This is a genomic window from Variovorax pasteuri, assembly GCF_051216435.1.
Classification (GTDB): Bacteria; Pseudomonadota; Gammaproteobacteria; order Burkholderiales; family Burkholderiaceae_C; genus Variovorax.
This window is the reverse complement of sequence record NZ_JBPJZS010000001.1, coordinates 1,009,083-1,035,421: the sequence shown is the minus strand read 5'-3', so window position 1 is coordinate 1,035,421 and position 26,339 is coordinate 1,009,083. Positions and strand designations below refer to the sequence as shown.

23 protein-coding genes are annotated in these 26,339 nt (G+C 66.6%); 11 read left to right on the top strand and 12 right to left on the bottom strand.

Translation table 11 applies throughout. The features are described from left to right. Positions 1-19: 19 nt before the first annotated feature. From ACSFBM_RS04820 to ACSFBM_RS04805, 4 genes are read right to left on the bottom strand one after another with little or no spacing between them, the layout of a single operon-like run. Positions 20-907 carry a DMT family transporter gene (locus tag ACSFBM_RS04820; protein WP_435483363.1) on the bottom strand — a complete coding sequence of 296 codons (888 nt, stop codon included), beginning with the start codon at positions 905-907 and terminating at the stop codon, positions 20-22. Continuing rightward, entirely contained in the window at positions 904-1,470 is a 567-nt protein-coding gene (gene pgsA, locus ACSFBM_RS04815; protein WP_435483362.1) for a CDP-diacylglycerol--glycerol-3-phosphate 3-phosphatidyltransferase, read from the bottom strand. The genes ACSFBM_RS04820 and pgsA overlap by 4 nt, the downstream gene beginning before the upstream one ends. 58 nt (positions 1,471-1,528) lie before the next feature. Continuing rightward, positions 1,529-3,490 (bottom strand): excinuclease ABC subunit UvrC, encoded by a 1,962-nt coding sequence (gene uvrC / locus ACSFBM_RS04810; protein ID WP_435483361.1) that lies wholly within the window; start codon positions 3,488-3,490, stop codon positions 1,529-1,531. A gap of 49 nt (positions 3,491-3,539) precedes the next feature. Next, positions 3,540-4,442 carry an alpha/beta fold hydrolase gene (locus ACSFBM_RS04805; RefSeq protein ID WP_435483360.1) on the bottom strand — a complete coding sequence of 301 codons (903 nt, stop codon included), beginning with the start codon at positions 4,440-4,442 and terminating at the stop codon, positions 3,540-3,542. Between the two features lie 111 nt (positions 4,443-4,553). Between ACSFBM_RS04805 and earP the strand changes: the two genes are divergently transcribed. From earP to ACSFBM_RS04790, 3 genes are all read left to right on the top strand, one after another. Then, entirely contained in the window at positions 4,554-5,645 is a 1,092-nt protein-coding gene (gene earP, locus ACSFBM_RS04800) for an elongation factor P maturation arginine rhamnosyltransferase EarP (protein WP_435483359.1), read from the top strand. A gap of 170 nt (positions 5,646-5,815) precedes the next feature. Next, the gene (gene efp, locus ACSFBM_RS04795) at positions 5,816-6,370 is read left to right on the top strand and encodes an elongation factor P (RefSeq protein WP_028258883.1); all 555 of its coding nucleotides are present in this window, start codon (positions 5,816-5,818) and stop codon (positions 6,368-6,370) included. Positions 6,371-6,493: 123 nt separating this feature from the next. Beyond that, positions 6,494-7,357, top strand: coding sequence for an LOG family protein (locus tag ACSFBM_RS04790; RefSeq protein WP_435483358.1), 864 nt, complete (start codon positions 6,494-6,496; stop codon positions 7,355-7,357). A 64-nt stretch (positions 7,358-7,421) separates the two neighbouring features. On the opposite strand, the gene ACSFBM_RS04785 is transcribed toward ACSFBM_RS04790, so the two are convergent. Genes ACSFBM_RS04785 through pncB form a run of 5 tightly spaced genes read right to left on the bottom strand, consistent with a single transcriptional unit; the run spans position 7,422 to position 13,697 of the window. Then, a complete protein-coding gene (locus ACSFBM_RS04785) occupies positions 7,422-8,585 on the bottom strand; it encodes an MFS transporter (RefSeq protein ID WP_435483357.1) in 1,164 nt (387 codons plus the stop codon). Continuing rightward, complete coding sequence (locus ACSFBM_RS04780; RefSeq protein WP_435483356.1) at positions 8,582-9,973, bottom strand: DNA recombination protein RmuC; 1,392 nt, start codon at positions 9,971-9,973, stop codon at positions 8,582-8,584. The genes ACSFBM_RS04785 and ACSFBM_RS04780 overlap by 4 nt, the downstream gene beginning before the upstream one ends. 33 nt (positions 9,974-10,006) lie before the next feature. After that, positions 10,007-10,993: a 2-hydroxyacid dehydrogenase gene (locus ACSFBM_RS04775; protein WP_435483355.1), complete on the bottom strand. Its 987-nt coding sequence runs from the start codon at positions 10,991-10,993 to the stop codon at positions 10,007-10,009. Positions 10,994-11,019: 26 nt separating this feature from the next. Then, entirely contained in the window at positions 11,020-12,429 is a 1,410-nt protein-coding gene (locus ACSFBM_RS04770) for a sodium:proton antiporter (protein ID WP_435483354.1), read from the bottom strand. A 47-nt stretch (positions 12,430-12,476) separates the two neighbouring features. Beyond that, positions 12,477-13,697, bottom strand: a complete 1,221-nt coding sequence (pncB, locus tag ACSFBM_RS04765; protein ID WP_435435584.1) for a nicotinate phosphoribosyltransferase — start codon at positions 13,695-13,697, stop codon at positions 12,477-12,479. Positions 13,698-13,891: 194 nt separating this feature from the next. On the opposite strand from pncB, the gene ACSFBM_RS04760 reads away from it, so the two are divergent. Both ACSFBM_RS04760 and ACSFBM_RS04755 read left to right on the top strand, forming a co-directional pair. Further along, on the top strand, positions 13,892-14,125 hold the full coding sequence (locus ACSFBM_RS04760) for a CsbD family protein (protein ID WP_435483353.1): 234 nt from the start codon (positions 13,892-13,894) through the stop codon (positions 14,123-14,125). A 66-nt stretch (positions 14,126-14,191) separates the two neighbouring features. After that, entirely contained in the window at positions 14,192-14,599 is a 408-nt protein-coding gene (locus tag ACSFBM_RS04755) for a hypothetical protein (RefSeq protein ID WP_435435582.1), read from the top strand. A 62-nt stretch (positions 14,600-14,661) separates the two neighbouring features. Here ACSFBM_RS04755 and ACSFBM_RS04750 read toward each other — a convergent pair whose 3' ends face one another. Continuing rightward, positions 14,662-15,105, bottom strand: a complete 444-nt coding sequence (locus ACSFBM_RS04750; protein WP_435483352.1) for an acyl-CoA thioesterase — start codon at positions 15,103-15,105, stop codon at positions 14,662-14,664. 248 nt (positions 15,106-15,353) lie between these two features. Here ACSFBM_RS04750 and ACSFBM_RS04745 point away from each other — a divergent pair, with 248 nt between their 5' ends. After that, a complete protein-coding gene (locus tag ACSFBM_RS04745; RefSeq protein ID WP_435435580.1) occupies positions 15,354-15,905 on the top strand; it encodes a phasin family protein in 552 nt (183 codons plus the stop codon). 119 nt (positions 15,906-16,024) lie between these two features. Beyond that, positions 16,025-16,783: a 3-hydroxyacyl-CoA dehydrogenase gene (locus ACSFBM_RS04740; protein ID WP_435483351.1), complete on the top strand. Its 759-nt coding sequence runs from the start codon at positions 16,025-16,027 to the stop codon at positions 16,781-16,783. On the opposite strand, the gene ACSFBM_RS04735 is transcribed toward ACSFBM_RS04740, so the two are convergent. Continuing rightward, entirely contained in the window at positions 16,731-17,672 is a 942-nt protein-coding gene (locus tag ACSFBM_RS04735) for a YihY/virulence factor BrkB family protein (RefSeq protein ID WP_435483350.1), read from the bottom strand. The genes ACSFBM_RS04740 and ACSFBM_RS04735 overlap by 53 nt on opposite strands. An 88-nt stretch (positions 17,673-17,760) precedes the next feature. On the opposite strand from ACSFBM_RS04735, the gene dnaG reads away from it, so the two are divergent. The 4 genes from dnaG (at position 17,761) to ACSFBM_RS04715 (ending at position 24,905) form a co-directional block, all read left to right on the top strand. Beyond that, entirely contained in the window at positions 17,761-19,782 is a 2,022-nt protein-coding gene (gene dnaG / locus ACSFBM_RS04730) for a DNA primase (RefSeq protein WP_435483349.1), read from the top strand. 297 nt (positions 19,783-20,079) lie between these two features. Further along, a complete protein-coding gene (rpoD, locus tag ACSFBM_RS04725; protein ID WP_435435575.1) occupies positions 20,080-22,416 on the top strand; it encodes an RNA polymerase sigma factor RpoD in 2,337 nt (778 codons plus the stop codon). 106 nt (positions 22,417-22,522) lie between these two features. Next, entirely contained in the window at positions 22,523-23,758 is a 1,236-nt protein-coding gene (locus ACSFBM_RS04720; RefSeq protein ID WP_435483348.1) for a multidrug effflux MFS transporter, read from the top strand. 19 nt (positions 23,759-23,777) lie between these two features. Then, a complete protein-coding gene (locus tag ACSFBM_RS04715) occupies positions 23,778-24,905 on the top strand; it encodes an HPP family protein (protein WP_435483347.1) in 1,128 nt (375 codons plus the stop codon). 427 nt (positions 24,906-25,332) lie between these two features. On the opposite strand, the gene ACSFBM_RS04710 is transcribed toward ACSFBM_RS04715, so the two are convergent. Next, on the bottom strand, positions 25,333-26,328 hold the full coding sequence (locus ACSFBM_RS04710) for a tripartite tricarboxylate transporter substrate binding protein (RefSeq protein WP_435483346.1): 996 nt from the start codon (positions 26,326-26,328) through the stop codon (positions 25,333-25,335). Positions 26,329-26,339 lie beyond the last annotated feature (11 nt).

Sequence of the window (26,339 nt, the reverse complement as noted above, 5' to 3'; positions counted from 1 at the left end):
AGGCCATGACAGCGGCCGCTCAGCGGGCGCTGCGCACCACCAGGCTCACGCCCGCGGCGGTGAGCGCGATGCCCAGCACCGTGATCCACGTGATCGGCTCCGAGAACAGCAGCCAGGCCATCACGGCCGTGCAGGGCGGCACCAGGTACAGCAGGCTGGTCACGGCGGTGGCCGTGCCGCGCTGGATCAGCATGTAGAGCAGCGAACTGCCGCCCAGCGACAGCGCCAGCACCGACCACGCCATCGCGCCGCCCGAATAGACGTTCCATTCGATGCCCTGCGACTCCATCGCCGCGAAAGGCAGCGTGACCAGCAGGGCCGCCGCCATCTGCACCGCGCTGGCGCTGCGCACATCGCAGGGCGCGACGAAGCGCTTCTGGTAGAGCGTGCCCGCCGTGATGGACACCAGCGCCATCACCGCCAGCCCCATCGTCAACGCATTGACCTCGGCGCCCTGCCCGAGTTTGCGCGACACCACCAGGACCAGCCCCGCGAAGCCCAGCGCGAGCCCGGCCCACTGCCGACCTGCAATGCGCCCGCCATTGAACGACAGCCACACCGCCGTCAGCACCGGCTGGATGCCGACCAGCAATGCCACCAGCCCCGCGCCCATGCCCGCATGCACCGCGGCCCAGACGCCGCCCAGGTAACCCGCCTGCATCAGCACGCCGGTGACCGCCAGGTGCCCCCATTGCGCGCGTGCCTTCGGCCACGCGACCCGGGCCAGCGCGACCCACAGGCCGAAGCACGCCAGCGACAACGCATAGCGCACGGCAAGAAACTTGAGGGGTGGTGCATACGGCATGCCGTAGCGCGCGACGATGAAGCCGGTGCTCCAGATCAGCACGAACACCGCCGGCATCGCACGCAGCCAGCCTGCGTGGCGCGCCTCGGCGGCGGCGGTCATTTGGTGCGGGCCCGAATCTCGGGAATGGCCTTCTGCAGGTAATAGACCATCGACCAGACGGTGAGCACCGCCGAGATCCAGATCAGCCACTGGCCCCACAGGCCGGTGTCGATCACCTTGAACAAATGCCCGTCATAGAGCAGGAACGGAATGGCCACCATCTGCACGGTCGTCTTGACCTTGCCGATCATGTGCACCGCCACGCTCTTGCCGGCGCCGATCTGCGCCATCCATTCGCGCAGCGCCGAGATGGCGATTTCGCGGCCGATGATGATCAACGCCACGAACACGTCGGCACGCTGCAGGTGCACCAGCACCAGCAGCGAGGCGCACACCAGGAACTTGTCCGCCACCGGATCGAGGAAGGCGCCGAAGGCCGAGGTCTGGTTGAGCTTGCGCGCCAGGTAGCCGTCGAGCCAGTCGGTGGCGGCGAAGACGATGAACATGACCGTGGCGATCAGGTTGCGCATCGGCTCGGCGATCGGCAGGTAGAACACGCCGACGATCAAAGGGATCGCGACGATGCGCGTCCAGGTCATGATGGTCGGTAGGGTCCAGAACATCTCTTGATTGTGTCATGGTGGCATTACCCCTCGGCAGCAGGTCTTGCCCCGTCGCCGGTCAGTGCAGCGCCTTGTAGATTTCTTCCGCAAGCTCGGAGGCGATTCCCTCCACCGACGCGATGTCTTCCACGCTCGCCGCCGCCACGCCCCGGATGCCACCGAAGCGCTGAAGCAGGCGCGCGCGCCGCTTGGGCCCGATGCCCGGAATGTCCTCGAGCTGGCTGCCGCCCACGCGCACCTTCGCGCGCTTGGCCCGCATGCCGGTGATGGCGAAGCGGTGCGCCTCGTCGCGGATCTGCGCCACCAGCATCAGCGCGGCGGAGTCCTTGCCCAGGTAGACCTTCTCGCGGCCGTCGGCGAACACCAGTTCTTCGAGACCGACCTTGCGGCCCTCGCCCTTCTCGACGCCGACGATCAGCGACAGCGGCAGGCCCAGTTCGCTGAACACCTCGCGCGCCATCGACACCTGGCCCTTGCCGCCGTCCACCAGCACCAGGTCGGGCATGCGCAAGGTGCGCGCCTTCGGCGGCGCGTCGCTGCCTTCGCTCTCGGCGTCGCCCGGCGGCAAGGCCTCGGTCTCGGCGGCCATCGCCTCGGCCAGCTTGCCGTAGCGGCGGTGCAGCACCTGGCGCATGGCTGCGTAGTCGTCGCCGGGCGTGATGCCCTCGATGTTGTAGCGGCGGTACTCGCGGTTCTGCATCGCGTGGTGCTCGAACACCACGCAGGAGGCCTGCGTGGCCTCGCCCGCGGTGTGCGAGATGTCGAAGCACTCCACGCGCAGGTCGTCCAGGTCGTCCGACGCCAGCTCCAGCGCATCGGCCAGCGCGCGCGTGCGCGCCTGCTGCGAGCCCTCTTCGGCGAGCAGCCGGGCGAGTTGCAGCTTGGCGTTGGTCTCGGCCATCTCGAGCCAGTGCCGGCGCTGCTCGCGCGGCTGGAACACCGCCGTCACGCGCGCGCCGGCCTGCGTCGAAATGGCCTCGATCAGCTCGCGGCTCACCTGCTGGCTCAACACCAGCGTGGCCGGCACCGGCACGTCGATGTAGTGCTGGGCGATGAAGGCCTCGAGCACCTGCACCTCGATCGGGTCGTCGGCAGCGGGCGTCCCGCCGTCGTCGTCGTCCAGCTCGCCGTGATGGATCTGCGCCGCGTCTTCCACGTGCACCGGAAAGTACGGCCGGTCGCCCAGGTGCCGTCCGCCGCGCACCATGGCCAGGTTCACGCAGGCCTTGCCGCCCTGCACCTGCACGGCCAGGATGTCCACGTCCTTGTCGGATGCGATCTCTATCGACTGCTGGTGCAGCACGCGCGAGATGGCCGACATCTGGTTGCGCAGCTCGGCCGCCTGCTCGAACTCGAGCTTCTCGGCGTGCGTGGTCATGCGCTGTTCGAGCTTGGACAGCACAAGCTGCGTGTCGCCCATCAGGAAGGCCTCGGCACCGGCCACGTCGTGCGCATAGTCGTCGGGCGCGATGTGACCCACGCAGGGTCCGCTGCAGCGCTTGATCTGGTAGAGCAGGCACGGCCGCGTGCGGTTGGCATACACCGTGTCCTCGCAGGTGCGCAGGCGGAACACCTTCTGCAGCAGCTGGATCGACTCCTTCACCGCCCAGGCGCTCGGGTACGGACCGAAGTAGCGGTGCTTCTTGTCGACCGCCCCGCGGTAGTAGGCCAGCCGCGGGAACGTGTGCGAGGCGATCTTCAGGTAGGGGTAGCTCTTGTCGTCGCGAAACAGGATGTTGTAGCGCGGCTTGAGCGTCTTGATGAGGTTGTTCTCGAGCAGCAGCGCCTCGGCCTCGGAGCGCACCACGGTGGTCTCCATGCGCACGATCTTCGAGATCATGTGGCCGATGCGGGTGCCGCCGTGGCTTTTCTGGAAGTAGTTGGCAACCCGCTTCTTGAGGTTGCGCGCCTTGCCCACATAAAGCACCGCGCCGGCCGCGTCGAAGTAGCGGTAGACGCCCGGCAGTTGCGGCAGGGCCGCGACTTCGCTGAGCAATTGATCGGAATGCACGTCTGACATGGCGGCTATTGTGGCGCGCAGCGAGAAGGCCTGGCGCCGCGCGGGACCGTCACGCCTTGACAGCTTCGGCGGGGGCGCCCACGGCGTCGGTGACGCGGCCCATGAACGCCAGGATGCGCCGGCTCACGTCGACGCCCTCCTCGTGCAGCACCCAGTGCCCCGCACCCTCGATGCGCTGCAGCTCGCCCTGGTCGCACAGCGCGATGCTGGGCGCGGCCATCTCGATGCCGAGCGCCTCGTCCTGCACGCCCCACAGCAGCAGCGTGGGCATCGGAATGCGCGCGCCGGCATGGATGCGCGAACGGCTGCGCATCAGCGCGCGGTACCAGTCGAGCATGGCGGTCAGCGCACCGGGCCGGCGCCATGCTTCGCGGTACAGCGCCAGTTCGGCGTCGGAAAAGGCACCGGGCCGGCTGCTCTTCGTCAGCACCCGCGCCAGCCCGCGAAAGTCGTGGCGGCTCAACAGCCTTTCGGGCAGGCGCGGAATGCGGAAAAAATGCATGTACCAGCTGCGCAGGCGCTGCCGCCCGGTCGACATGTGTCGCAGCATCACCGCCAGGTGCGGCGAATTGACGATGACCAGCCGCTCGACCAGTTCCGGGTTGCGCGCCGCCACGCGCCAGCTCACCGCGCCGCCCCAGTCGTGGCCTAGCAGCGTCACCGTGTCGCGGCCCGTGCTGCGGATCAACGCGCAGACGTCGTCGGCCAGCGTCTCGAGGTCGTAGGCGTCCACGCCCTGCGGCTTGTCGCTTTCGCCGTAGCCGCGCTGGTCGGGCACCCAGACGCGGTAGCCCGCCGCGGCCAGCGCGTCGATCTGGCCGGCCCAGGCGCGCCAGAACTCCGGAAAGCCGTGCAGCAGCAGTGCCACCGGACCGTCGACCGGGCCGGCCTGCACCACATGAAAACGAAGGCCGTTGGCCTGGACGAAGGTGTGCTCGCAAGCGTCGCTCATCGTGCGGTCCTGAGCAGCGGGTTCTGCGTCTTCATGGTCTGTCTCTCTCCGATGGTTGTTGTGCCGGCCAGCATAGCTGGCACCGACCGGAACACGGGCACACTCGCGGCCATGCAATCCAGGCGATGGGACATCTTCTGCAAGGTCATCGACAACCACGGCGACCTCGGCGTCTGCTGGCGGCTCGCATGCCAGCTGGCCATGCTCGGCGAGCGCGTGCGCCTGTGGATCGACGACCCGGCGGCGCTGCGCTGGATGGCGCCTTCGGGCCACGACGGCGTGCAGGTGATCGACTGGTGCGATGCGGCGGCTGTGCACGCAGCCGTGACAGCGCCGGCGCCTGACGTGCTGGTCGAGGGCTTCGGCTGCGAGCCGGCGCCAGAGCTGGTTGCACGCTTCGCCGAAGCGCCGGGCCAGGCCTGGATCAACCTCGAATACCTGTCGGCCGAGCCGTATGTCGAGCGCTTGCACGGGCTGCCTTCGCCGGTCTTCAAGGGTCCGGGCGCAGGCTTGAGCAAGCGCTTCTTCTATCCGGGCTTCACGCCCGCCACCGGCGGCCTGCTGCGCGAACCCGGCCTGATGGAACGGCGGGCGCGCTTCGACCGCGCGCAGTGGCTGGCCGCGCAGCAGATCGCATGGACGGGCACCGAACGGCTGGTCTCGCTGTTCTGCTACGAGCCACCCGCGCTGGCGGCGCTGCTGGAGCAGTTGGCGCAAGGCCCCGAACCTACCCGCCTGCTCGTGACGGCGGGTCGTGCCACGCAGGCGGTCCAGGCTGTTTTTTCAGATGAAAAACTGCCAGTACGCGCATCCACCTTGCGCGGTGCGCTATCAATTTCATACCTCCCGTACCTGACCCAGGCCGACTACGACCACCTTCTGTGGGCCTGCGACCTGAACTTCGTGCGCGGGGAAGATTCGTGGGTGCGCGCGCTCTGGGCGGGCGCGCCGTTCGTCTGGCAGATCTATCCGCAGGACGACGATGCGCACCACGCCAAGCTGAACGCCTGGCTCGACTGGCTGGGCGCCCCGCCCTCGCTGCGGCTTTTTCACCACGCGTGGAATGGCGTCGACAACACCGCCCTGCCCCCGCCGCAAACACAGGGCCCATGGCACGAAACGGTGCTGACGGCCCGCACGCGGCTGCTCGCGCAGAGCGACCTGGTCACGCAACTGCGGGAATTGATCGCCCAAAAAAGCTAAAATAGCGGGCTTTGCGGATTTCGGCCCGGATCTCGACGATCCGAGATGCTCTCCGCGAAACCTGCTCAACCCGCCGTTAGACCTGTACCGCGGGGCCAGACAAACCGGCAAATGTCGAAACGTCGCCGATGGCCCCGTGCACCGAGCGGCCAACATCCAGAGACCCTGTTATGAAAATCGCTCAAGAAATCCGCGCCGGCAACGTCATCATGCACGGCAAGGACCCGATGGTCGTCCTGAAGACCGAATACAGCCGCGGCGGCCGCAACTCCGCCACCGTGCGCATGAAGCTCAAGAGCCTGATCGCCAACTTCAACACCGAAGTGGTCTTCAAGGCCGACGACAAGATCGACCAGATCGTGCTCGACAAGAAGGAGTGCACCTACTCCTACTTCGCCGACCCGATGTACGTGTGCATGGACACCGAGTACAACCAGTACGAAGTCGAAGCCGAGAACATGGGCGACGCCCTGAACTACCTCGAAGACGGCATGGCTGTCGAAGTGGTGTTCTACGACGGCAAGGCCATCTCGGTCGAACTGCCGACCAGCGTCGAACGCGAAATCACCTGGACCGAGCCGGCCGTCAAGGGCGACACCTCGGGCAAGGTCATGAAGCCCGCCAAGATCGCCACCGGCTTCGAAGTGCCCGTTCCCCTCTTCGTCGCGCAAGGCGACAAGATCGAAATCGACACGCGCACCGGCGAATACCGCAAGCGCGTCTGAGGCCCTGAGGCTGCGGCCTCACCGCTCCCCCCGAAAAAGGCTCCGCAAGGAGCCTTTTTCGTTGTCTGGGCACGCGGTTTGCAACGCTGCACAATCACTCGTGTACTTCTGTCTGGTTTCCTCATGAACAACACGCACAACCTTCACGACAAACGCCTGGCCGACGCCTGGGCCACGCTGCACTCCCATGCCGACAAGGGCCTGCCGCTGGACCCCGACCCGTCGCGCATCGCCTTCGCCGATCCGGAATTCCTGCTGCGCCGCGAAACGCGCGGCATCCGCATGCAGCTGGAGCTGATGAAACCCGACCTCGAGCAGCGCGCCCATGGCATCGAGAACACGGTGGTGGTGTTCGGCAGCGCGCGCTTCCGCAGCGAAGAAGACTCGGCCGCCATGATCGCGCAGGCCGACGCCGCCGGCGACACCGTGGCGTCCGAGCGCTGGCGCCGGCTGGCGCGCAACTCGCACTACTACGAGAAGGCGCGCGCCTTCGGCAAGCTGGTCGCGCAGTACAGCAACGACAAGGAGCCGCAGGACAAGCTCTTCGTGTGCACCGGCGGCGGCCCCGGCATCATGCAGGCCGCCAACCGCGGCGCGCATGAGGGCGGCGGCCTCTCGGTCGGCCTGGCCATCGCGCTGCCGATGGAAGAAGAAGCCAACCCCTACGTCACGCCGGCGCTGAGCTTCAAGTTCCACTACTTCGCCATTCGCAAGATGCATTTCATGATGCGTGCGAAGGCGCTGGTGGCGTTCCCGGGCGGCTTCGGCACGCTCGACGAACTGTTCGAGGTGATCACGCTGGTGCAGACGAAGAAGTCGAAGCCGGTGCCGATCGTGCTGTTCGGCTCGGACTACTGGAAGCGCATGATCGACTTCGACTTCCTGGTCGACGAAGGCGTGATCTCCCCCGGCGACGTGAAGCTCTTCGAATACGTGGACGCGCCCGAAGATGCATGGACGGCCATCAAGCGCTTCTACAAGCTCTGAAACAGGGCTGAGTTCGGTCGGCGCTGACGTCCTCGGCCGGACGCAGCGCCAGCCCGGGGCCCTGTCAGACCTTCAGGCCCCATGTGGCGCGTGCGCCGAGTGCCACCACGCCGCCCACCACCCAGAACACGCCGCCGATGCCGATCACCGCGCCGAGCGAGCCGAACAGCATCGGCATTGCGACGCTCGATGCATTGATGGTCATGAGCCGCAAGCCCAGCGCCTCGCCGTGGCGCGCGTGCGGCGTGATCTGGTGCAGCATGCTCATCACCATCGGCTGCACCGCGCCCAGCGCAAAGCCCAGCACCACCGAACAGACGCCCATGGCCAGGGCCGAATCGAGCAGCGGGTAGATCGAGAACACCAGCGCCGTCACCATCGACGAACTCAGGATCACGCTGCGTTCCGATGCGCGCGAGGCGATCACCGGCAGCACGATGCGAATGAGGGCCGCCGCAATGGCGAAGGCGCCGAGGATCGAGCCGATCACCGAGGCGCTGATGCCCCGGTCGTGCCCCAGCACCGGCAGCACGAAGGCATGCACGTCCCAACTCGACGACTGCAGCCAGTTCACGAACAGCAGGCGTCGGAACATCGGCTCGCGCAGGAGGTCCCAGGCGCGCGTGGGCGCGGCGCCCGCGACGGGCGGGGTGGGCGGCGGTTCGTGCGCACCGCGTGCGAGCAACCAGCACAGGATGGGCAACGCCGCCATCACCGCGAACGAGATGCGAAAGGCGAGCATGTCCGCGGGCGCACGCCCCGCATGGTCGATCAGCATGCCGGCCAGGAACGGCCCGACGAAGTTGGCCACTGCGGGCGCGATGGCCAGCCAGCTGAACACGCGCTTGAGCTGCGTCGGGTCGTGCGCCGAGCGCCCCACATGCCGCTGCAACGCGATGACCGTTGCGCCTGTCGCGCCACCGGTCAGCAAGGCCGCCAGGCACATCACCGGGAAGATGGGAAAGATCACCACGAGCCCCGCGCCCGTCACCGCCGCAATCACCGACAACCACAGCGGCCGCTTGAAGCCGTACCGGTCGGCAAAGCGCCCGGCGGGCAGTGCCAGGAACACCTGGGTCAGCGCGAACAGCGAGATCAGCACGCCGACCGCCGCCGCGCTGTAGCCCTGCTGCAAGGCCAGCAGCGGCGTGGCCAGGCGCATGCCGGCCATGGTCGCGTGCAGGCACACCTGGGCGCCGATCACACGCAGCAGTTCGGAGCCTTTCACGGGGTGTCTTCGCCCTCGGTATCGGTGTCGGCATCGGTGCCGGATGTGGTCGGCAGCAGCGCCTGCGACTGCGCCTCGGGCAGGGCCTCGACCTTGCGCAGCGCCAGGCGCATCTGCTTGGCGCGCGTGTCGGCCTTGTCGAGCGTGTCGGAGGCCTTGGCCACCTGCTCCTTGATGCGCGCGACCCATTCGCCGTAGCGCTCGAACTCGGTCTTGACCGCACCCAGCACCTTCCAGACTTCGGAGGCCTGCCGCTCCAGCGCCAGCGTGCGAAAGCCCATGTGCAGGCTGTTGAGCATGGCCAGCAAGGTGGTCGGGCCGGCCAGCGTCACGCGATGCTGGCGCTGGATGGCGTCCATCAGTCCTGGCCGGCGCAGCACCTCGGCATAGAGGCTTTCGACCGGCAGGAACAGGATGGCGAAGTCCGTGGTGTGCGGCGCGGCCAGGTAGTTGTCGGCGATCGACTTGGCCTCGGTGCGGATGCGCGCCTCCAGCGCCTTGGCGGCCTGCTCGGCGCCGGCGGCGTCGGCGCGTTCATGCGCATCGATGAGCCGCTCGTAGTCGTCCCGCGGAAACTTGGCGTCGATGGGCAGCCACACCGGCGCGCCGTCGTCGCCACGACCCGGAAAGCGGATCGCAAAGTCCACCCGCTGCCCGCTGCGCGGCTTGGTCTCGACCTGCTTGGCGTACTGGTCGGGCGTGAGCACCTGTTCGAGCAAGGCTTCGAGCTGCACTTCGCCGAACACGCCGCGCGTCTTCACGTTGGTCAGCACGCGCTGCAGGTTGCCGACGCCCACGGCCAGCGTCTGCATTTCGCCGAGCCCCTTGTGCACCTGCTCCAGCCGGTCGGCCACCTGCTTGAAGCTTTCGCCGAGCCGCGCTTCGAGCGTGCTCTGCAGCTTCTCGTCGACGGTCTTGCGCATCTCGTCGAGCTTGGCGGCGTTGCTCTGCTGCAGCTGCGCGAGCTGGGTCTCCATGGTCGAACGCACTTCGGACAGGCGGCGCGCATTCGAGTCACTCAGGCCTTGGAGCTGCGTGTTGAGCGTGTCGGCCAGCGTCTTCTGCAGCGACGCGAGCTGCAGCGAGAACGCGTCGAGCTGCGCGTTCTGCGTGCGCGTGGCTTCGGCGCCCTGCTGCACCAGCGAGCGCTGGAAGGTGGCGAAGGCCTGCGCGGTTTCCTGGCGCGCGCCGCGCGAGCTCTCGGCGATTTCGTGGCGCAGTTCGCGCTCGGTGCGTTCGCTGGCGGCGCCCATCGTGGCCAGCACGCGCAGCAGGTCGCTGTGGTCGGGGGTGGGCTGCCGGCGTGCGAGCAGCCAGATCACCAGCACCAGCTGGATGACCGCGAGTGCGGCCAGTCCGATGAGGATCAGGTCGGAATAGGAATCCAAGGTCGTGGTGCGGTGATGCTGCGCGCTGTGGTTTTACTTGCTTGCCGGCGGAACGGGCGTCACAGGGGTCAGGGGACCCTTGCCGCCGAAGTACGCGATGAGGTTGTCCGCCGCCAGGTCGGCCATGGCGCGGCGCGTGGGCACGGTGGCGCTCGCGATGTGCGGCGTGAGCACCACGTTGGGCACGCTCAGCAGGTCGGGATGCACCTTGGGCTCGCCCTCGAACACGTCCAGCCCCGCGGCGGCGATGCGCTTCTCGCGCAGGGCCACGGCCAGCGCAGCGTCGTCGACGATGCCGCCGCGCGCAATGTTGACGAGCGTGGCGCTGGTCTTCATCAGCGCGAGTTCGGCCGCACCGATGGTGTGGTGCGACGCCGCCGAGTACGGCACCACCAGCACCACGTGGTCGGCCGTCTGGAGCAGCTCCTGCTTGCTCACGTAGCTGGCCTTGCACTCGGCCTCGAGCGAGGCGTCGAGCCGCGAGCGGTTGTGATAGATGACCTTCATGCCGAAGCCGTGCGCGCCGCGCTTCGCAATGCCCTGCCCGATGCGCCCCATGCCGATGATGCCGAGCGTGGAGCCGTGGATGTCGGAGCCGGCGAACATGTCGTAGCTCCACTTCTGCCACTTGCCCGCGCGCAGGAAGTGTTCGCTCTCGGTGATACGGCGCGCGGTGGCCATCAGCAGCGCAAAGCCGAAGTCGGCCGTGGTCTCGGTCAGTACGTCGGGCGCGTTGGTGCCCAGCACGCCGTGGGCGGCCATCGCGTCGACGTCGAAGTTGTTGTAGCCCACGGCCATGTTGGCGCACATCTTCAGGTCGGGGCAGGCGTCGAGCACCGCAGCGTCGATGCGCTCGCTGCCGGTGGTGAAGGCGCCCTGATTGCCTTGCAGCCTGGCAATCAGCTGCTCCTTGCTCCAGCCTTCGTCGGCCTGGTTCGACTCGACCTCGAAATGCTGCGACAGGCGCTCGAGGGTCTCGGGGAAGATCGCGCGCGCGACCAGGATCTTGGGCTTGCTCATGGTGTTGTCTCAGCTCGAAAAGTGGATCAGCGGAAGAAGAGGAAGGTGGCAACGACGAACAGCGGAACCAGGATGGACACCGACCACGCCATGTAGCCGAAGAAGCTCGGCATGCGCACGCCGCGGCTCTCGGCGATGGCCTTGACCATGAGGTTGGGCGCGTTGCCGATGTAGGTGTTGGCGCCCATGAACACGGCGCCGGCCGAGACGGCGGCCAGCGTGCTGGCGTAGGTGGTCATCAGGGCGGCCGGGTCGCCGCCTGCCGTGTTGAAGAACACCAGGTAGGTCGGCGCGTTGTCCAGGAACGAGCTCAACAGGCCGGTGGCCCAGAAGTACATCGCCGGGTCGGGCTGGCCGTCGGCGCGCGTCACGGCCGAGACGATGGCGCCGAACGGGCCTTGCGTGCCGGCCTTGAGCATCGCGATCACCGGGACGATGGTCAGGAAGATGCCGGCGAACAGCTTGGCCACCTCGGCCATGGGGCCCCACTCGAACTGGTTGTCGGCATGCACCTTGGCTGCGGTGATCTTGAGCGAGAGCAGCGTGATCGCGATGAGGCCCGCGTCGCGCACCAGGCCCGGCAGGCCGACCTGTGTGCCGAAGACGTCGAAGCTCACCGCCGACTTCCAGAAACCGCTGACGAGCACGAACGCCACCACGCCGCCCAGCAGCCAGAAATTGACGGCGCCATCGAAGCCGATGCGCCGCGTGTCGGGCGTCGGGTCCACCGGCAGCACGCCTTCCTTGCGGTAGTAGTAACGGTCGATGCCGTAGAACAGCGCAAGCAGCGACCCCACGATGAACAGCGTATCGGGCAGGATGTTCTTCGCGGTCCAGAAGAAATCGACGCCCTTCAGGAAGCCCAGGAAGAGCGGCGGATCGCCCAGCGGCGTGAGCGAGCCACCCACGTTGGAGACGATGAAGATGAAGAAAACGACCACGTGCACCCGATGCAGGCGGTTGTCGTTGGCACGAATGAGCGGGCGGATCAGCAGCATCGACGCCCCCGTGGTTCCCATGACGCTCGCGAGCACGGCGCCTATGGCCAGGATGCCGGTATTGAGCCCGGGCGCGCCCCGCAGGTTGCCGCGGATGTGAATGCCCCCCGCCACGGTGAACAGCGCCGTGAGCAGGATGATGAAGGGGATGTATTCCTCCACCAGGGCATGCACGAGCTGCGTGCCGGCCAGCGCAAACCCGTAGGTCGCCGCAAACGGCAGCAGGAAAGCCAGCGCCCAGGCGGCGGCAATCTTGCCGTAGTGGTGATGCCAGAACGTGGGCGCAAGAAGCGGAAACAGTGCGATCGACAGCAGGATGCCGGCAAACGGCGCGCCCCACAGCGGCGAGAGCTTGCCGCCGTCGAAATCAGCGGCCGAAGCCAGGACGGGAAGCAGCGCCAGCGCGGCGGCCGCACTCAGTCGAATGGTTTTTTGCATGGGGGCCGTACCGTACCAGACCGGGGAGGTGCGGGGCAGTACAGCCGTCAGCTGGCAGGTTGTTCGATCTCGAAGACCTGGCGCAGGTAGGCGAGGTATTTTTCGTCTTCGCACATGTTCTTGGACGGCGTGTCCGACAGCTTGGCCACCGGCTGGTCGTTGCAGTGGATCATCTTGATGACGATCTGCAGCGGCTCGTAGCCCAGGTCGTTGGTGAGGTTGGTGCCGATGCCGAAGGCCAGCTGGCAACGACCGCGGAACTGCTGGTAGAGCTCGATGGTGCGCGGCACCGTGAGGCCGTCGCTGAAGATCAGCGTCTTGGTGCGCGGGTCGACCCGGTTGGCGACGTAGTGCGCCAGCATGCGCTCGCCCCACTGGAACGGGTCGCCGCTGTCGTGGCGCGCGCCGTCGAAGAGCTTGCAGAAGTAAAGGTCGAAGTCGCGCAGGAAGGCGTTCATGCCGTACACGTCCGACAACGCGATGCCCAGGTCGCCGCGGTACTCGCGCGCCCAGCTCTCGAAGCCGAAGATCTGGCTGTCGCGCAGCCGCGGGCCGAGCGCCTGGCAGGCCTGCAGGTACTCGTGCGCCATGGTGCCCAGCGGAATCAGGCCCAGCTTCATGGCGTACAGCACGTTGCTGGTACCCGCAAGCTGCGGCAGCCGAGTGCCCGGCGCGGACTGCACCGCGGGCGAGGTCACGGCGCCGAGCCGGCCGGTCAGGGTGCGCAGCACCTCTTCATGCCAGTCCTTGGAGAAGCGGCGGCGCGTGCCGTAGTCGGCGATCTTCAGGTCGGTGAGGCCTTCGTCCTGCAGCTGCGAGATCTTGGTCTCGAGGCGGCGGCGGCCTTCTTCGAGGTCGGGCTTCTTCTGCGTATTGCGAAAGTACACCTCGTTGACGATGGCCAGCACCGGAATCTCGAACAGGATGGTGTGAAGCCACGGGCCCTTGATGCGGATCTCGAGTTCGCCCGAGGGCTGGGGAATGATGTTGATGTACTTCTCGTTGAGCCTGAACAGGCCGAGGAAGTCGACGAAGTCGCTCTTGATGAAGCGCATGGAGCGCAGGTAGGCAAGCTCGGCGTCGCGGAACTGCAGCGAGCACAGGCTGCGGACTTCGTCGCGGATCTGCCCGGCGAACTGCGCCAGGTTCACGCCGGGGTTGCGGCACTTGAAGCGGTACTCGACGCGGGCCCCCGGGAAGTGATGCAGGACCACCTGCATCATCGTGAACTTGTAGAGGTCGGTGTCGAGCAGGCTGTGAATGATCATGGTGCTGGGCGCTGTGCGCAGGCGATGCGGAGTCTCAAACTTTCGGCGGCCGCTGGATTATCGCGGGGCGCGTCGGCCTGTGCCTACGGGGGCTGAACTGCACGTCCTACCGTCAGGGTGAATCCACTTGGCGACAGTGATTTCACGGCGGCAAAAGCGCAGCGCCGGAAATCCACTGAACCAAGGAGATTCTCATGAACAAGGACACCATCGAAGGCAACTGGAAACAGCTCAAGGGCAAGGTCAAGGAGCAATGGGGCAAGTTGACGGACGACGACTTCGACGTCATTGCGGGCAAGCGCGATCAGCTGCTCGGCCGCATCCAGGAACGCCACGGCATCAGCCGCGACGAAGCTGAAACGCAGGTCAAGGCGTGGGAATCGCGCGATGGCCGCACACCCGACGCGCTGTGGTTCGAGCGCTATTGAGCGCACCGCCCCCGCCTGCAATCCTGACCCACTGAACTCCATCCAATTCCCGAAGGACTCACTCTCATGAAAAAACATCTCCTCGTGATGGCCCTTGCCTCCACCTGCTTCATGGCCACGCAAGCCAGCGCCATGACCAAGGACGAATACAAGGTCGCCAAGGAAAAGGTCGAGGCCGACTACAAGGTCGCCAAGGCCCAGTGCGACACGATGAAGGACAACGCCAAGGACGTCTGCCAGAAGGAAGCCAAGGGCAAGGAAGACGTCGCCAAGGCCGAGCTCGAGCAGCAATACCAGCCGAGCGACAGCCACGCCCGGAAGGTGGCCGAAGAGAAGGTGAAGGCCACCTACGAAGTCGCGAAGGAAAAGTGCGACGACCAGAAGGGCGACGCCAAGTCGGCTTGCGAGAAGCAGGCCAAGGCCGACGAGGCCCAGGGCAAGGCCGACATCAAGGCCATGAAGAAGACCATGTAAGGGTCTGAAGCCTCGGAAAAGAACAACGGCGCCCTCGGGCGCCGTTTGTCATGGGGCGTCGGTCAGACCCAAAGCGAGTCGACCACCTGCTGCAGCGCGTCGGGCAGCGGTACGGGGCGCTGCGTGGCGCGGTCCACGTACACATGGATGAAATGGCCTTGCGCTGCGGCCACGTCGGAGCCTTCGGCGAACAGCGCGATTTCGTAGCGCACGCTCGAACGGCCGGCCTGCGCCACGCGAATGCCCGCCTCCACGGTCTGCGGAAAGGCGAGCGGCGCAAAGTAGTTGCACTGTGTCTCCACCACGAAGCCGATGGTCTGGCCCTGGTGGATGTCGAGCGCGCCGCGTTCGATGAGCAACGCGTTCACCGCGGTGTCGAACCAGCTGTAGTACACGACGTTGTTGACATGGCCGTACATGTCGTTGTCGGCCCAGCGCGTGGGGATGCTGCGGAACGCGCGGTAGCTGCTGCGCGCGTGCGGGGTGGGTTTGGTGGTGGCGCTCATCGCGCGGCATTCTGCCAGCGGCGGCTGCGCCGGATGGGCCACCTTGAAGACAGCCGGACACCCCCGCGCAGCGCCCTTTTTGGGCCACGCGGCCAAATTTAGAAGAAGGCTTCTAAATTGCTGCACAGCAGCAAAAAACCCTTGATCGCAAAACTCAGCTGCCTATACTTGAGGCATGCTGCAGCGCAACATAGACGGCGAGACAGCGCAACGTGACCCGACCACTCAATCCCTTCTGGAGATACCAAATGGCCCTGACCGCTGACCAAATCCTCGCCGCCCAAAAAGCAAACCTCGAAACCCTGTTCGGCCTGACCACCAAGGCTTTCGAAGGCGTCGAGAAGCTCGTCGAACTGAATGTGACCGCTTCCAAGGCCGCCCTGGCCGAAGCCCAGAGCACCGCCCAGGCCGCCCTGAGCGTCAAGGACGCACAAGAACTGCTGACGCTGCAAGCCAGCCTGTTCCAGCCCCTGGCCGAAAAGACCGCCGCCTACAGCCGTCACCTGTACGACATCGCCCAAGGCACCGGTGCCGAATTCTCCAAGGCTTTCGAAGCCAAGGCCTCTGAAGCCCAGCAAGCCTTCGTCGGCCTGGTCGACAGCGCTTCCAAGAACGCCCCCGCCGGTTCGGAAACCGCCGTCGCCGTCATGAAGAGCGCCGTGGCTGCCGCCAACAACGCTTTCGAATCGGTTCAAAAGGCCGTCAAGCAAGCGTCGGACGTCGCCGAAGCCAACTTCAATGCCGTGTCGTCGCAAGCCGTTGCCGCTGCGAAGACCGCGACCGCTTCGCGCAAGCGCTGAGCCGCCGACCACCACCAGTTGTCTCCTTGGGTCCTCACGGATCCAATTCAGGGCCTCATCCTCGGATGGGGCCTTTTTTTCGTCTTCGATAATGACGGCCTCATCTCAGGAGACTTTCAATGCAGATCGACGGCAAGGTTTTTATCGTGACCGGTGGCGCTTCGGGCCTCGGCGAAGGCACGGCGCGCATGCTGGCCGCCAACGGCGCCAAGGTGGTGATCGCCGACATGCAGGCTGACAAGGGCGAAGCCGTTGCCAAGGACATCGGCGGCGTCTTCGTCAAGTGCGACGTGAGCCAGGAGGCCGACGGCCAGGCAGTGGTGGCCGCCGCGCAGAAACTCGGCAAGCTGGTGGGCCTGGTCAATTGCGCGGGCATCGCCCCGGCCGAGAAGACCGTGGGCAAGAACGGCCCGCACGCGCTGGCGGTGTTCAGCAAGACCGTCACGGTCAACCTGATCGGCAGCTTCAACATGATCCGCCTGGCGGCCGACGCCATGGGCAAGAACGAGCCCGAATCCACCGGCGAGCGCGGCGTGCTCATTTCCACCGCCTCGGTCGCGGCCTACGACGGCCAGATCGGCCAGGCCGCCTACAGCGCCTCCAAGGGCGGCGTGGTCGGCATGACACTGCCCATCGCGCGCGACCTCGCTCGCAGCGGCATCCGCAACATGACCATCGCCCCCGGCATCTTCGGCACGCCCATGCTGTTCGGCATGCCGCAGGAAGTGCAGGACGCACTGGCCGCCAGCGTGCCCTTCCCTTCGCGCCTGGGTACGCCCGAGGACTACGCCAAGCTGGCCAAGCACATCATCGAGAACGACATGCTCAACGGCGAAGTGATTCGTCTGGACGGAGCGATTCGACTGGCTCCCCGCTGAGCTCACCCTTCGGTGGCTTCACGCTGCCGGTGCGGTCCAGGCGCTCGTAGTTCGCGATCACCTGGGCCCCCAGCAGCACCAGCGTGGCCGCGATCTCCAGGCTGAGCAGCACCACGATGGCCGTGGTGAGCGAGCCGTAGACCACGTTCACCTGCGACAGCGTCGAGAAGTACCAGATCAGCACGCGCCGCGTGAGCTCCCACAGCAGCGCAGCCGTCACCCCGCCCAGCAGGGCGTGGCGCAGCGACATGCGCCCGGCCGGCATCACGAGGTAGAGCGAGGTCAGCATGAAGACCTCGCCGCCCAGCCCCAGCAGGTACAGCAACAGGCCCGAAATGCCCGACAGCGACCAGCTGCGCCCCAGCAGGTCGACGCTTTCCCGCCCCACCAGCTGCAGCGCACCCGACACCAAGGTGACCAGCAGCAGCCCGACGCACAGGCACAGGATGTAGACGTAGGGCATGGCCACCGACACCAGGAAGTGGCGCTTGTGGTCGGCCTTGCGGTGGTGAAAGATCACCGCCATCGCGCTTTCGAGCACGCTGAAGGCCAGCGAGCTGAAGAAGATCATGGTCACCAGTAACACCGGCCCGAGCACGTCGCGGTGGTCCAGGAAGCTCGACAGCTCGGCCACGATGGCCTTCGACTGGCCCGGCAGCAGCCACCCGAGGTACTGCCCGATGGTGCGAAGCAACTCGGCCTGGTCGATGACGTGCGACAGCGCAATCACGCTCACGATCAGCAGCGGCACGATCGACAGCAAGGCGTAGTAGGCCACCGCGCCCGCAAGCAAAAGCCCCTGGTTGGCGCGAAATTCCTTGAGCGCCTCCCAGCCGAATCGCAGGGGGTGGCGCAGCAGCGGCGCGGCGTGTTGCAGGGGGTTGGGCATCGTCTTGCGTGGATTTCGGACGCTTTCAGTATGCCGTCGGCCCGCAGGCATGCCGCCGCTTGCGTATGATTTGCCGCTCTTCGCCTACATGACCATCCCCGCTTCATTCATCCAGGAACTCATCGCGCGCGCCGATGTGGTCGAAATCGTCGGCCGCTATGTGCAGTTGAAGAAGGCCGGCGCCAATTTCATGGGGCTGTGCCCGTTCCACGGCGAGAAATCGCCCTCTTTCTCCGTCAGCCCGACCAAACAGTTCTATCACTGCTTCGGCTGCGGGGTGCATGGCAACGCCATCGGCTTTCTCATCGAGCATGCGGGCATGGGCTTCGTCGAAGCGGTGCACGACCTGGCCGGCCAGTACGGCCTGCAGGTGCCCGAGGACGACGCCTCCCCCGCCGAGCGCGCCCGCGCCGCCACCCAGCGCCAGAAGCAGGCCACGCTGACCGACGTGCTCGAAAAGGCCGGCGAGGCCTACCGCAAGCAGTTGCGCCAGGCGCCGGGCGCCATCGAATACCTCAAGGGCCGCGGCGTCTCGGGCGAGGTGGCCAAGCAGTTCGGCATCGGCTACGCGCCGGCCGGCTGGCGCTCGCTGGCCAGCGTGTTCCCCGACTACGACGATCCGCTGCTCGCCGAAAGCGGGCTGGTGATCGTCAACAACGAGGAAGGCCAGCTCAGCGAAGCCGAGGCCAAGCGCTACGACCGCTTCCGCGACCGTGTGATGTTCCCCATTCGCAACGTGAAGGGCGAATGCATCGGCTTCGGCGGCCGCGTGCTGGGCGACGAAAAGCCCAAGTACCTGAACTCGCCCGAAACCCCCGTCTTCAGCAAGGGCCGCGAACTCTACGGCCTGTACGAGGCGCGCGCCGCCTTCCGCGACCGCGGCTATGCCCTGGTGACCGAGGGCTACATGGACGTGGTGGCGCTGGCCCAGCTCGGCTTTCCGAACGCGGTGGCCACGCTGGGCACCGCGTGCACGACGGAGCATGTGCAAAAGCTCTTCCGCTTCACCGAGTCGGTGGTGTTCAGCTTCGACGGCGACGCCGCCGGCCGCCGCGCCGCGCGCAAGGCGCTCGACGGCGCCCTGCCCTACGCCACCGACGTGCGCAGCATCAAGTTCCTGTTCCTGCCGGCCGAGCACGACCCCGACAGCTTCATTCGCGAACACGGCGCCGAGGCCTTCGCCCGCTTCGTCGCGGAGGCCACGCCGCTGTCGCGCTTCATGCTCGAGGCCGCCCGCGAAGGCTGCGACCTGACCACCGCCGAAGGCCGCGCGCACATGACCAGCAACGTGCGTCCGCTGTGGAGCGCCATGCCCGACGGCGCGCTCAAGCGGCAACTGCTGAGCGAAATCGCAACGCTGGTGCAGCTCGACGCGCCGGCACTGTCGGACCTGTGGGCGTCCACGCCCGGCCCGCGCAAGGCCGGCGGCGCGCCCGCGCAGCAGCGCCACAACGAGCCCGGCGGCTACGACGGCGGGAGCGGCGACGACCACTACCCCGACATGCCGCCGCCGCAGGAGTACGACCCGTCGCGCTATGAAAGCGATAGCAAGCCCAAGTTCCAGCAGCGCAAGTTCGTCAAGGGCAAGCGCTGGGGCGGCAAGTTCGAGGAGCCCATCGAACCCCTGCGCGGGCGCGGCGCCCCCCCGAGCCGCCCGGACGTCGCGGTGCGGCTGCTGCTGTCGAACATGGCGCAGTGGGATGCGCTGTCGCACGAGCTCCACGTGATGCTGTGCGAGTTGCCCGGCGCGCACGGCGCGCTCTTCACCTGGCTGGACAGCCAGTTGCACGAACACGGCGTGCAGCCGTGGGCGGCGCTGCGCGAAGGCATGCGCGAGATGGATTTCGAAGCATTGGCCGAGCGGCTGATGTCGGTGTCCGAGGCCGGCCCCGCGCCCGAGGGCGAGGAGGCCCAACACCTGGCCGAAGCCGCGCGCGAGCTCGCCAGCGTGCTCGATTTCATGCTCGACGACCGCCTCAAGGCCCAGCAAAGCGAGGCCATCGCCGCCGTCGGCAAGGACCCGAAAGCCCTGGAGCGCTACAAGGCGCTGGAGACCCGGCGGCTCGAATTGCGGGCACGCATTCGCTCTTCCGGTGCAGAAACCACTTGAAATTTTCGCAACGGGCTATAATGTAGGGCTTCGCAACTGGCGAAATTAGGCAAGAGCGACAGCAGCACCTCCGGGCCGACCCTCAGCGCAACGCACTCCACCGGTAAATTCCGGCGGAAAGGGTCAATAACCGCAAGGACTGCACACCAAATGTTCGCCCGACATCTTGCCTGTTGAGGAATTAATTCCTCTTTCCCAATTGTTTTAGTCCGTGCCTGTGCACGGGCTGTGGTGGCGCCGTCCGTGTGACGGTGCGCCTGTGATTTCGCTTGTCTTTTCTTTCCGTAACGAGGTCGTATGCCCAGTTCAAAGAAGCCTGCTCCTTCACTTGCCAAAAGCGTCGCCACCAAGCCCGCAGCAGAAAAACCGTTGAAAGCCGGCGCCAAGCCAGCAACTAAGACGGGTGCCGTCGCATCCAAAGCGGCAGCCGCAACGAAAGTGAAAACCGTGCCCACGAAATCGACCTCTCTCGACGATCCCAAGAAGGCAGCCGCCCCAGCCGCCAAGAAAGCCGGCCGCCCGCCCAAGGCCGCCGGCGCCGCCGCGCCCGCCACCGGCGCCAAGCGCGGCCGCAAGCCCAAGGCCGACAAGGACGCGCCCGAGAACGACATCGACCTGTCGGACATCGAAGAAGACATTGCCGGTGACGAGCCCGTCGCGGCCACGACGACCGAAGAGAAGGTCAAGCCGCTGCGCATGAAGATCAGCAAGGCGAAGGAACGCGCCTTGATGAAGGAGTTCGGCCTCGACGAGACCGTGCTCTCCGAAGAAGACCTGGCCAAGCGCCGCTCGCGCCTGAAGACCCTGATCACGCTGGGCAAGACCCGCGGCTACCTCACGCACGGCGAAATTTCCGACCACTTGCCCGACAAGCTGGTCGACGCCGAGACCATGGAAGTCGTGGTCACCATGCTCAACGACATGGGCGTGGCGGTGTACGAGCAGACGCCCGACGCCGAGACCCTGCTGCTGAACAACACCGCGCCCACCGCCACCACGGTGGAAGAAGCCGAGGAAGAAGCCGAAGCGGCCCTGTCCACGGTGGACAGCGAATTCGGCCGCACCACCGACCCGGTTCGCATGTACATGCGCGAAATGGGCACGGTCGAGCTGCTGACGCGCGAAGGCGAAATCGAAATCGCCAAGCGCATCGAAGGCGGCCTGATGGCCATGATGGAAGCCATTTCGGCCTCCCCCGCCACCATCGCCGAAATCCTGCGCCTGGCTGCTGAAATCCGCGAAGGCAAGGTCGTCATCTCGACCATCGTCGACGGCTTCTCGAACCCCAACGAGGCCGACGACTACGTGGCCGAAGAAGACTTCGACGAGTTCGACGAGGAAGACGACGACGACGGCAAGGGCGGCTCCAAGGCCCTGACCAAGAAGCTCGAAGAACTCAAGAACGAGGCGCTCGCGCGTTTCGACCGCATCGCCGGCATGTTCGAGAAGGTCCACAAGATCTACGACAAGGAAGGCTACGGCACGCCCGCGTACGTCAAGGCCCAGGAGTCCCTGTCCGAAGAGCTGATGACCATCCGCTTCACGGCCAAGACCATCGAGAAGCTGTGCGACCTGGTTCGCACGCAGGTCGACGACGTGCGCAAGAAGGAACGCGAACTGCGCCGCATCATCGTGGACAAGTGCGGCTTCCCGCAGGACGAGTTCATCCGCGACTTCAGCGGCTACGACAAGAACGGCAACCGCATCGCGTCGAACCTGCTGAACCTGAAGTGGGTCGAGAAGCAGGCCGCGGCCAACAAGCCCTGGAGCGCCGTGCTCGCGCGCAACATTCCGCCGGTGCAGGAACTGCAGCAGCGCCTGGCCGACATCCAGTCGCGTGTGGTGGTGCCGCTGACCCAGCTGAAGGACATCAACAAGCGCATGAACGAAGGCGAATCGTCTTCGCGTGACGCCAAGAAGGAAATGATCGAGGCCAACCTGCGCCTCGTGATCTCCATCGCCAAGAAGTACACCAACCGCGGCCTGCAGTTCCTCGATCTGATCCAGGAAGGCAACATCGGCCTGATGAAGGCGGTCGACAAGTTCGAATACCGTCGCGGCTACAAGTTCTCGACCTACGCCACGTGGTGGATCCGCCAGGCCATCACCCGCTCGATTGCCGACCAGGCGCGCACCATCCGCATTCCGGTGCACATGATCGAGACGATCAACAAGATGAACCGCATTTCGCGCCAGCATTTGCAGGAGTTCGGCTTCGAGCCCGACGCCGGCATCCTGGCCGCGAAGATGGAGATTCCGGAAGACAAGATCCGCAAGATCATGAAGATCGCCAAGGAGCCGATCTCCATGGAAACCCCCATCGGCGACGACGACGATTCGCACCTGGGCGACTTCATCGAAGACAGCAGCAACACGGCGCCCATCGAAGCCGCGATGCAGGCCGGTCTTCGCGACGTGGTCAAGGACATCCTGGACAGCCTCACGCCGCGCGAAGCCAAGGTGCTGCGCATGCGCTTCGGCATCGAGATGAGCACGGACCACACGCTGGAAGAAGTCGGCAAGCAGTTCGACGTGACCCGCGAGCGCATCCGCCAGATCGAAGCCAAGGCGCTGCGCAAGCTGAAGCACCCGAGCCGCAGCGACAAGCTGCGCAGCTTCATCGACACCCTGTAATCCGGGTTCGCTGAAGCCAAAGCGCCCGCCTTGCCCCTCACACGGGCGGCGGGCGCTCTCTTTTTTGCAGACGACACAACCACACGTACAACGGAGCTGCCTTTCCATGAATCCCGACGCAGACAAACTCTGGAAGGCCCCGCGCTGGGCGCTTGCCGTGCTGCTGGCCGTGCTGGGCATGCTCGGGCCCTTTTCCATCGACACCTACATCCCGGCCTTCTCGGGCATTGCGCAGTCGATCGGCGCGACGCCGGCCGAGATGCAGCAGACGCTCTCGGCCTACCTGTTCGGCTTCGCGTTCATGAACCTGTTCCACGGCGCGCTGTCGGACAGCTTCGGGCGCCGGCCGGTGGTGCTGTGGGGCCTGGCCGTGTTCACCATCGCCTCGCTGGGCTGCGCGCTGTCGCAGAACATCACGCAGCTGGTGCTGTTCCGCGGCCTGCAGGGCCTGTCGACGGGCGCCGGCATCGTGGTCTCGCGCGCGGTGATCCGCGACATGTTCCCGCCCGCCGAGGCGCAGCGGGTCATGAGCCAGGTGACGATCTATTTCGGCGTGGCGCCGGCCATCGCCCCCATCGTGGGCGGCTTCCTGTTCGTGCATGCGGGCTGGCACGCGGTGTTCTGGTTCCTGGTGGCGGTGGGCGTGGTGCTGTTCGCGGCCAACTACAAGCTGCTGCCCGAAACCCTTCACAAGGACCACCGCCAGCCGTTCCAGGTGCGCCACCTGATGCGCGGCTACCGCGACCTGTGCTCCGACCCGCGCTTTCTGCTGCTGGCCTTTGCGAGCGGCGTGCCCTTCAACGGCATGTTCCTCTACGTGCTGGCCGCGCCCGCGTTCCTGGGCGACCACCTGGCGCTGCAGCCGCAGCAGTTCTTCTGGTTCTTCCTGCTGACCATCGGCGGCATCATGCTGGGCGCGCGCGCCAGCGGGCGCATGGCCGGCAAGGTGGCGCCCAAGCGGCAGATCCGCGACGGCTTCCTCATCATGCTGGTGACCTCGGTGGTCAACGTGGTGGCCAACTTCTTCTTCGACGCGCACGTGGCGTGGGCGCTGTGGCCGCTGGCGGTGTTCGCCTTCGGCTGGGCGCTGATGGTGCCGGTGGTCACGCTGCTGGTACTCGACCTGCATCCCGAGCGCCGCGGCATGGCCTCGTCGCTGCAGGCCGTGATCGGCTCCACCGCCAACGGCGTGGTGGCCGGTGCCATTGCGCCGCTGGTGATGCATTCGACGCTCGCGCTGGCGCTGACCTCGCTGAGCATGCTGGTCATCGGCCTGGTCGCCTGGGTGTGGCTGCACGGCCGCTGGCCCGAGATCGGGCGGCGGGTGGCCCACGAAGGCTGACAACGGAGGGCACGCGGCGATGCGGTTCGATGCATTCCTGGCCCATGCCCGCGCCTGGCTGCCGGGCCGCACCACCGTCGATGCGCGTGAACGTGTGCGCGCCGTTGCTGGCGCCGGGCTCGGCCTGCTGGTCACGGCGCTGCTGTCGCATTGGCTGGCGGGTCCGCTGCATGCCAGCGTCTGGCTGATCGCGCCGCTGGGCGCCAGCGCGGTGCTGGTGTTCGCGGTGCCGGCGAGCCCGCTCGCGCAACCCTGGGCGGTGATCGGCGGCAACACCTTGTCTGCGCTGGTCGGCATCGCCTGCGCCAACTGGATTCCCGAGCCCGCCACGGCGGGCGCGGTGGCCGTGGCCCTGGCCATCGGCCTCATGTTCGGCGCCCGCTGCCTGCACCCGCCCGGCGGTGCGGCGGCGCTGCTGGCGGTGCTGACGCACACCACGCAGTTCTCGTCCGCCCTCTTCCCCGTCCTTACCAACTCGCTCCTGCTGGTGCTGGCGGGCGTGGCCTACAACTCGCTCACGGGGCGCCGCTATCCGCACGTGCAGGTGGCACGCGCACCGGCGGCCGACGCGCGCTTCAGCCAGGCAGACATCGATGCCGTGCTGGCCCGCTACAACCAGGTGCTGGACATCAGCCGCGACGACCTCGAGTCGCTGATCCAGCAGACCGAGCTGGAGTCGTACAAGCGCCGCCTGGGCACGCTGCATTGCGCCGACATCATGTCGCCGGCGCCGGTGTCGGTGGAGTTCGGCACGCCGCTGCAGGAGGCCTGGGCGATGATGCACGAGCGCCGCATCAAGGCCCTGCCCGTCACCGACCGCACGCGCCGCGTGGTCGGCATCGTCACGCAGGCCGATTTCTTCCGGCAGCTCGACCTGCAGCACCACGAAGGCATTGCGGGCAAGCTGCGCGACCTGATCCGCGCCACGCGCACCGTGATGTCAGACAAGCCCGAGGTGGTCGGCCAGATCATGACGCGCCAGGTGCGCGTGGCCAGCGCCGACCGGCCCGTGGTCGACCTCGTGCCGCTGTTCTCCGAGGGCGGACACCACCACATTCCCATCATCGACGGCGAGAAGCGGCTGACGGGAATGATCACGCAGTCGGATTTCGTGCGGGCGTTGTACCGCGCGGTAGGCCCGGCATAGGGCCTTTGGTATTTCTCCCTCCCCTCCCGGGGGAGGGTTGGGGTGGGGGCACGACGGCTTCCACGACAACACTGCGCCTCATCGAAGGCCGCTCGCCCCCATCCCAGCCTTCCCCCGAGAGGGGAAGGAGCAAGACCCAGGACCTTCAAGCGCCTGTGTTTCTCCCTCCCCTCCCGGGGGAGGGCTGGGGTGGGGGCACGACGGCTTCCACGACAACGCAGCGCCTCATCGAAGGCCGCCTGCCCCCATCCCAGCCTTCCCCCGGGAAGGAGCAAGACCCAGAACCTTCAAGCGCCTGTGTTTCTCCCTCCCCTCCCGGGGGAGGGCTGGGGTGGGGGCACGACGGCTTCCGCGACAACACTGCGCCTAATCGAAGGCCGCTTGCCCCCATCCCAGCCTTCCCCCGGGAGGGGAAGGAGCAAGGCATTCACTCCAGCACCACGTTCGCTTTTTTCACCAACGCCGCGTAGCGCGCAGCCTCGCTGCGGAAATACGCCGCCGCCTGCGCCGCCGTCGTCGGCTTGATGACGTTCCCCTGCTTGTCCATCGCCTCGCTCACTTCGGCGCTCGTGAACGCAGCGGCGACGGCATCGTGCACGCGCTGGATGTCCGCCGCCTGCATCTTCGGCGGGCCGATCACAGCGAACCAGCCTTCGACCGCGTAGTTCGGCAGCCCCTGCTCCGCGATCGTCGGAATGTCGGGCGCGGCCGGCGAGCGTGTGGCGCCGCACAGGCCGATGGCGCGCAGCGCGCCGCTCTTGATGTGCGGCTGCACCGCCGGCAGGGCCACAACGCCCATTTCGACCTGCCCGCCGATCATGTCGGTCACCATCGGGCCCGTGCCCTTGTAGGGAATGTGCCGCGCCTTCACGCCGGCCTCGTCCATGAACATCTCGCCGGCCAGGTGAATGATGGTGCCGTTGCCCGACGACGCGTAGTTGTAGCCGCCGGGCCTGGCGCGCAGCAGCGCCACCAGCTCGGGCACGTTCTTCGCGGGCAGCTTGGGGTTGGCCACCAGCACCAGCGGCGTGGCGCCGACCACGCTGATGGGCGTGATGTCGTTGATGGCGTCGAAGGGCATCTTCTTGAACACCGCCGGGTTGATCACGTGGTTGTTCGACACCATGCCCAGCGTGAACCCGTCGGGCGGCGCCTTGACGATGGCGGCCGCGCCGGTGATGCCCCCCGCGCCGGGCAGGTTCTCGATCACCACCGGCTGCCCGAAGGCCTTGCCGAGCGCCACCGAGGCGGCGCGCACGATGGTGTCGACGCCCGAGCCCGCGCTGATCGGCAGGATGAAGCGAATGGGCTTGTCCGAACCCTGCGCCAGCGCGGGGCAGGCGGCCACGGCGGCGGCGCACGCGCCGAAGCCGAGTACCGTGCGACGGTTCAGGCGGTTCATCGAGGGAAGTGTGGGATTCATGGTCTTGTCTC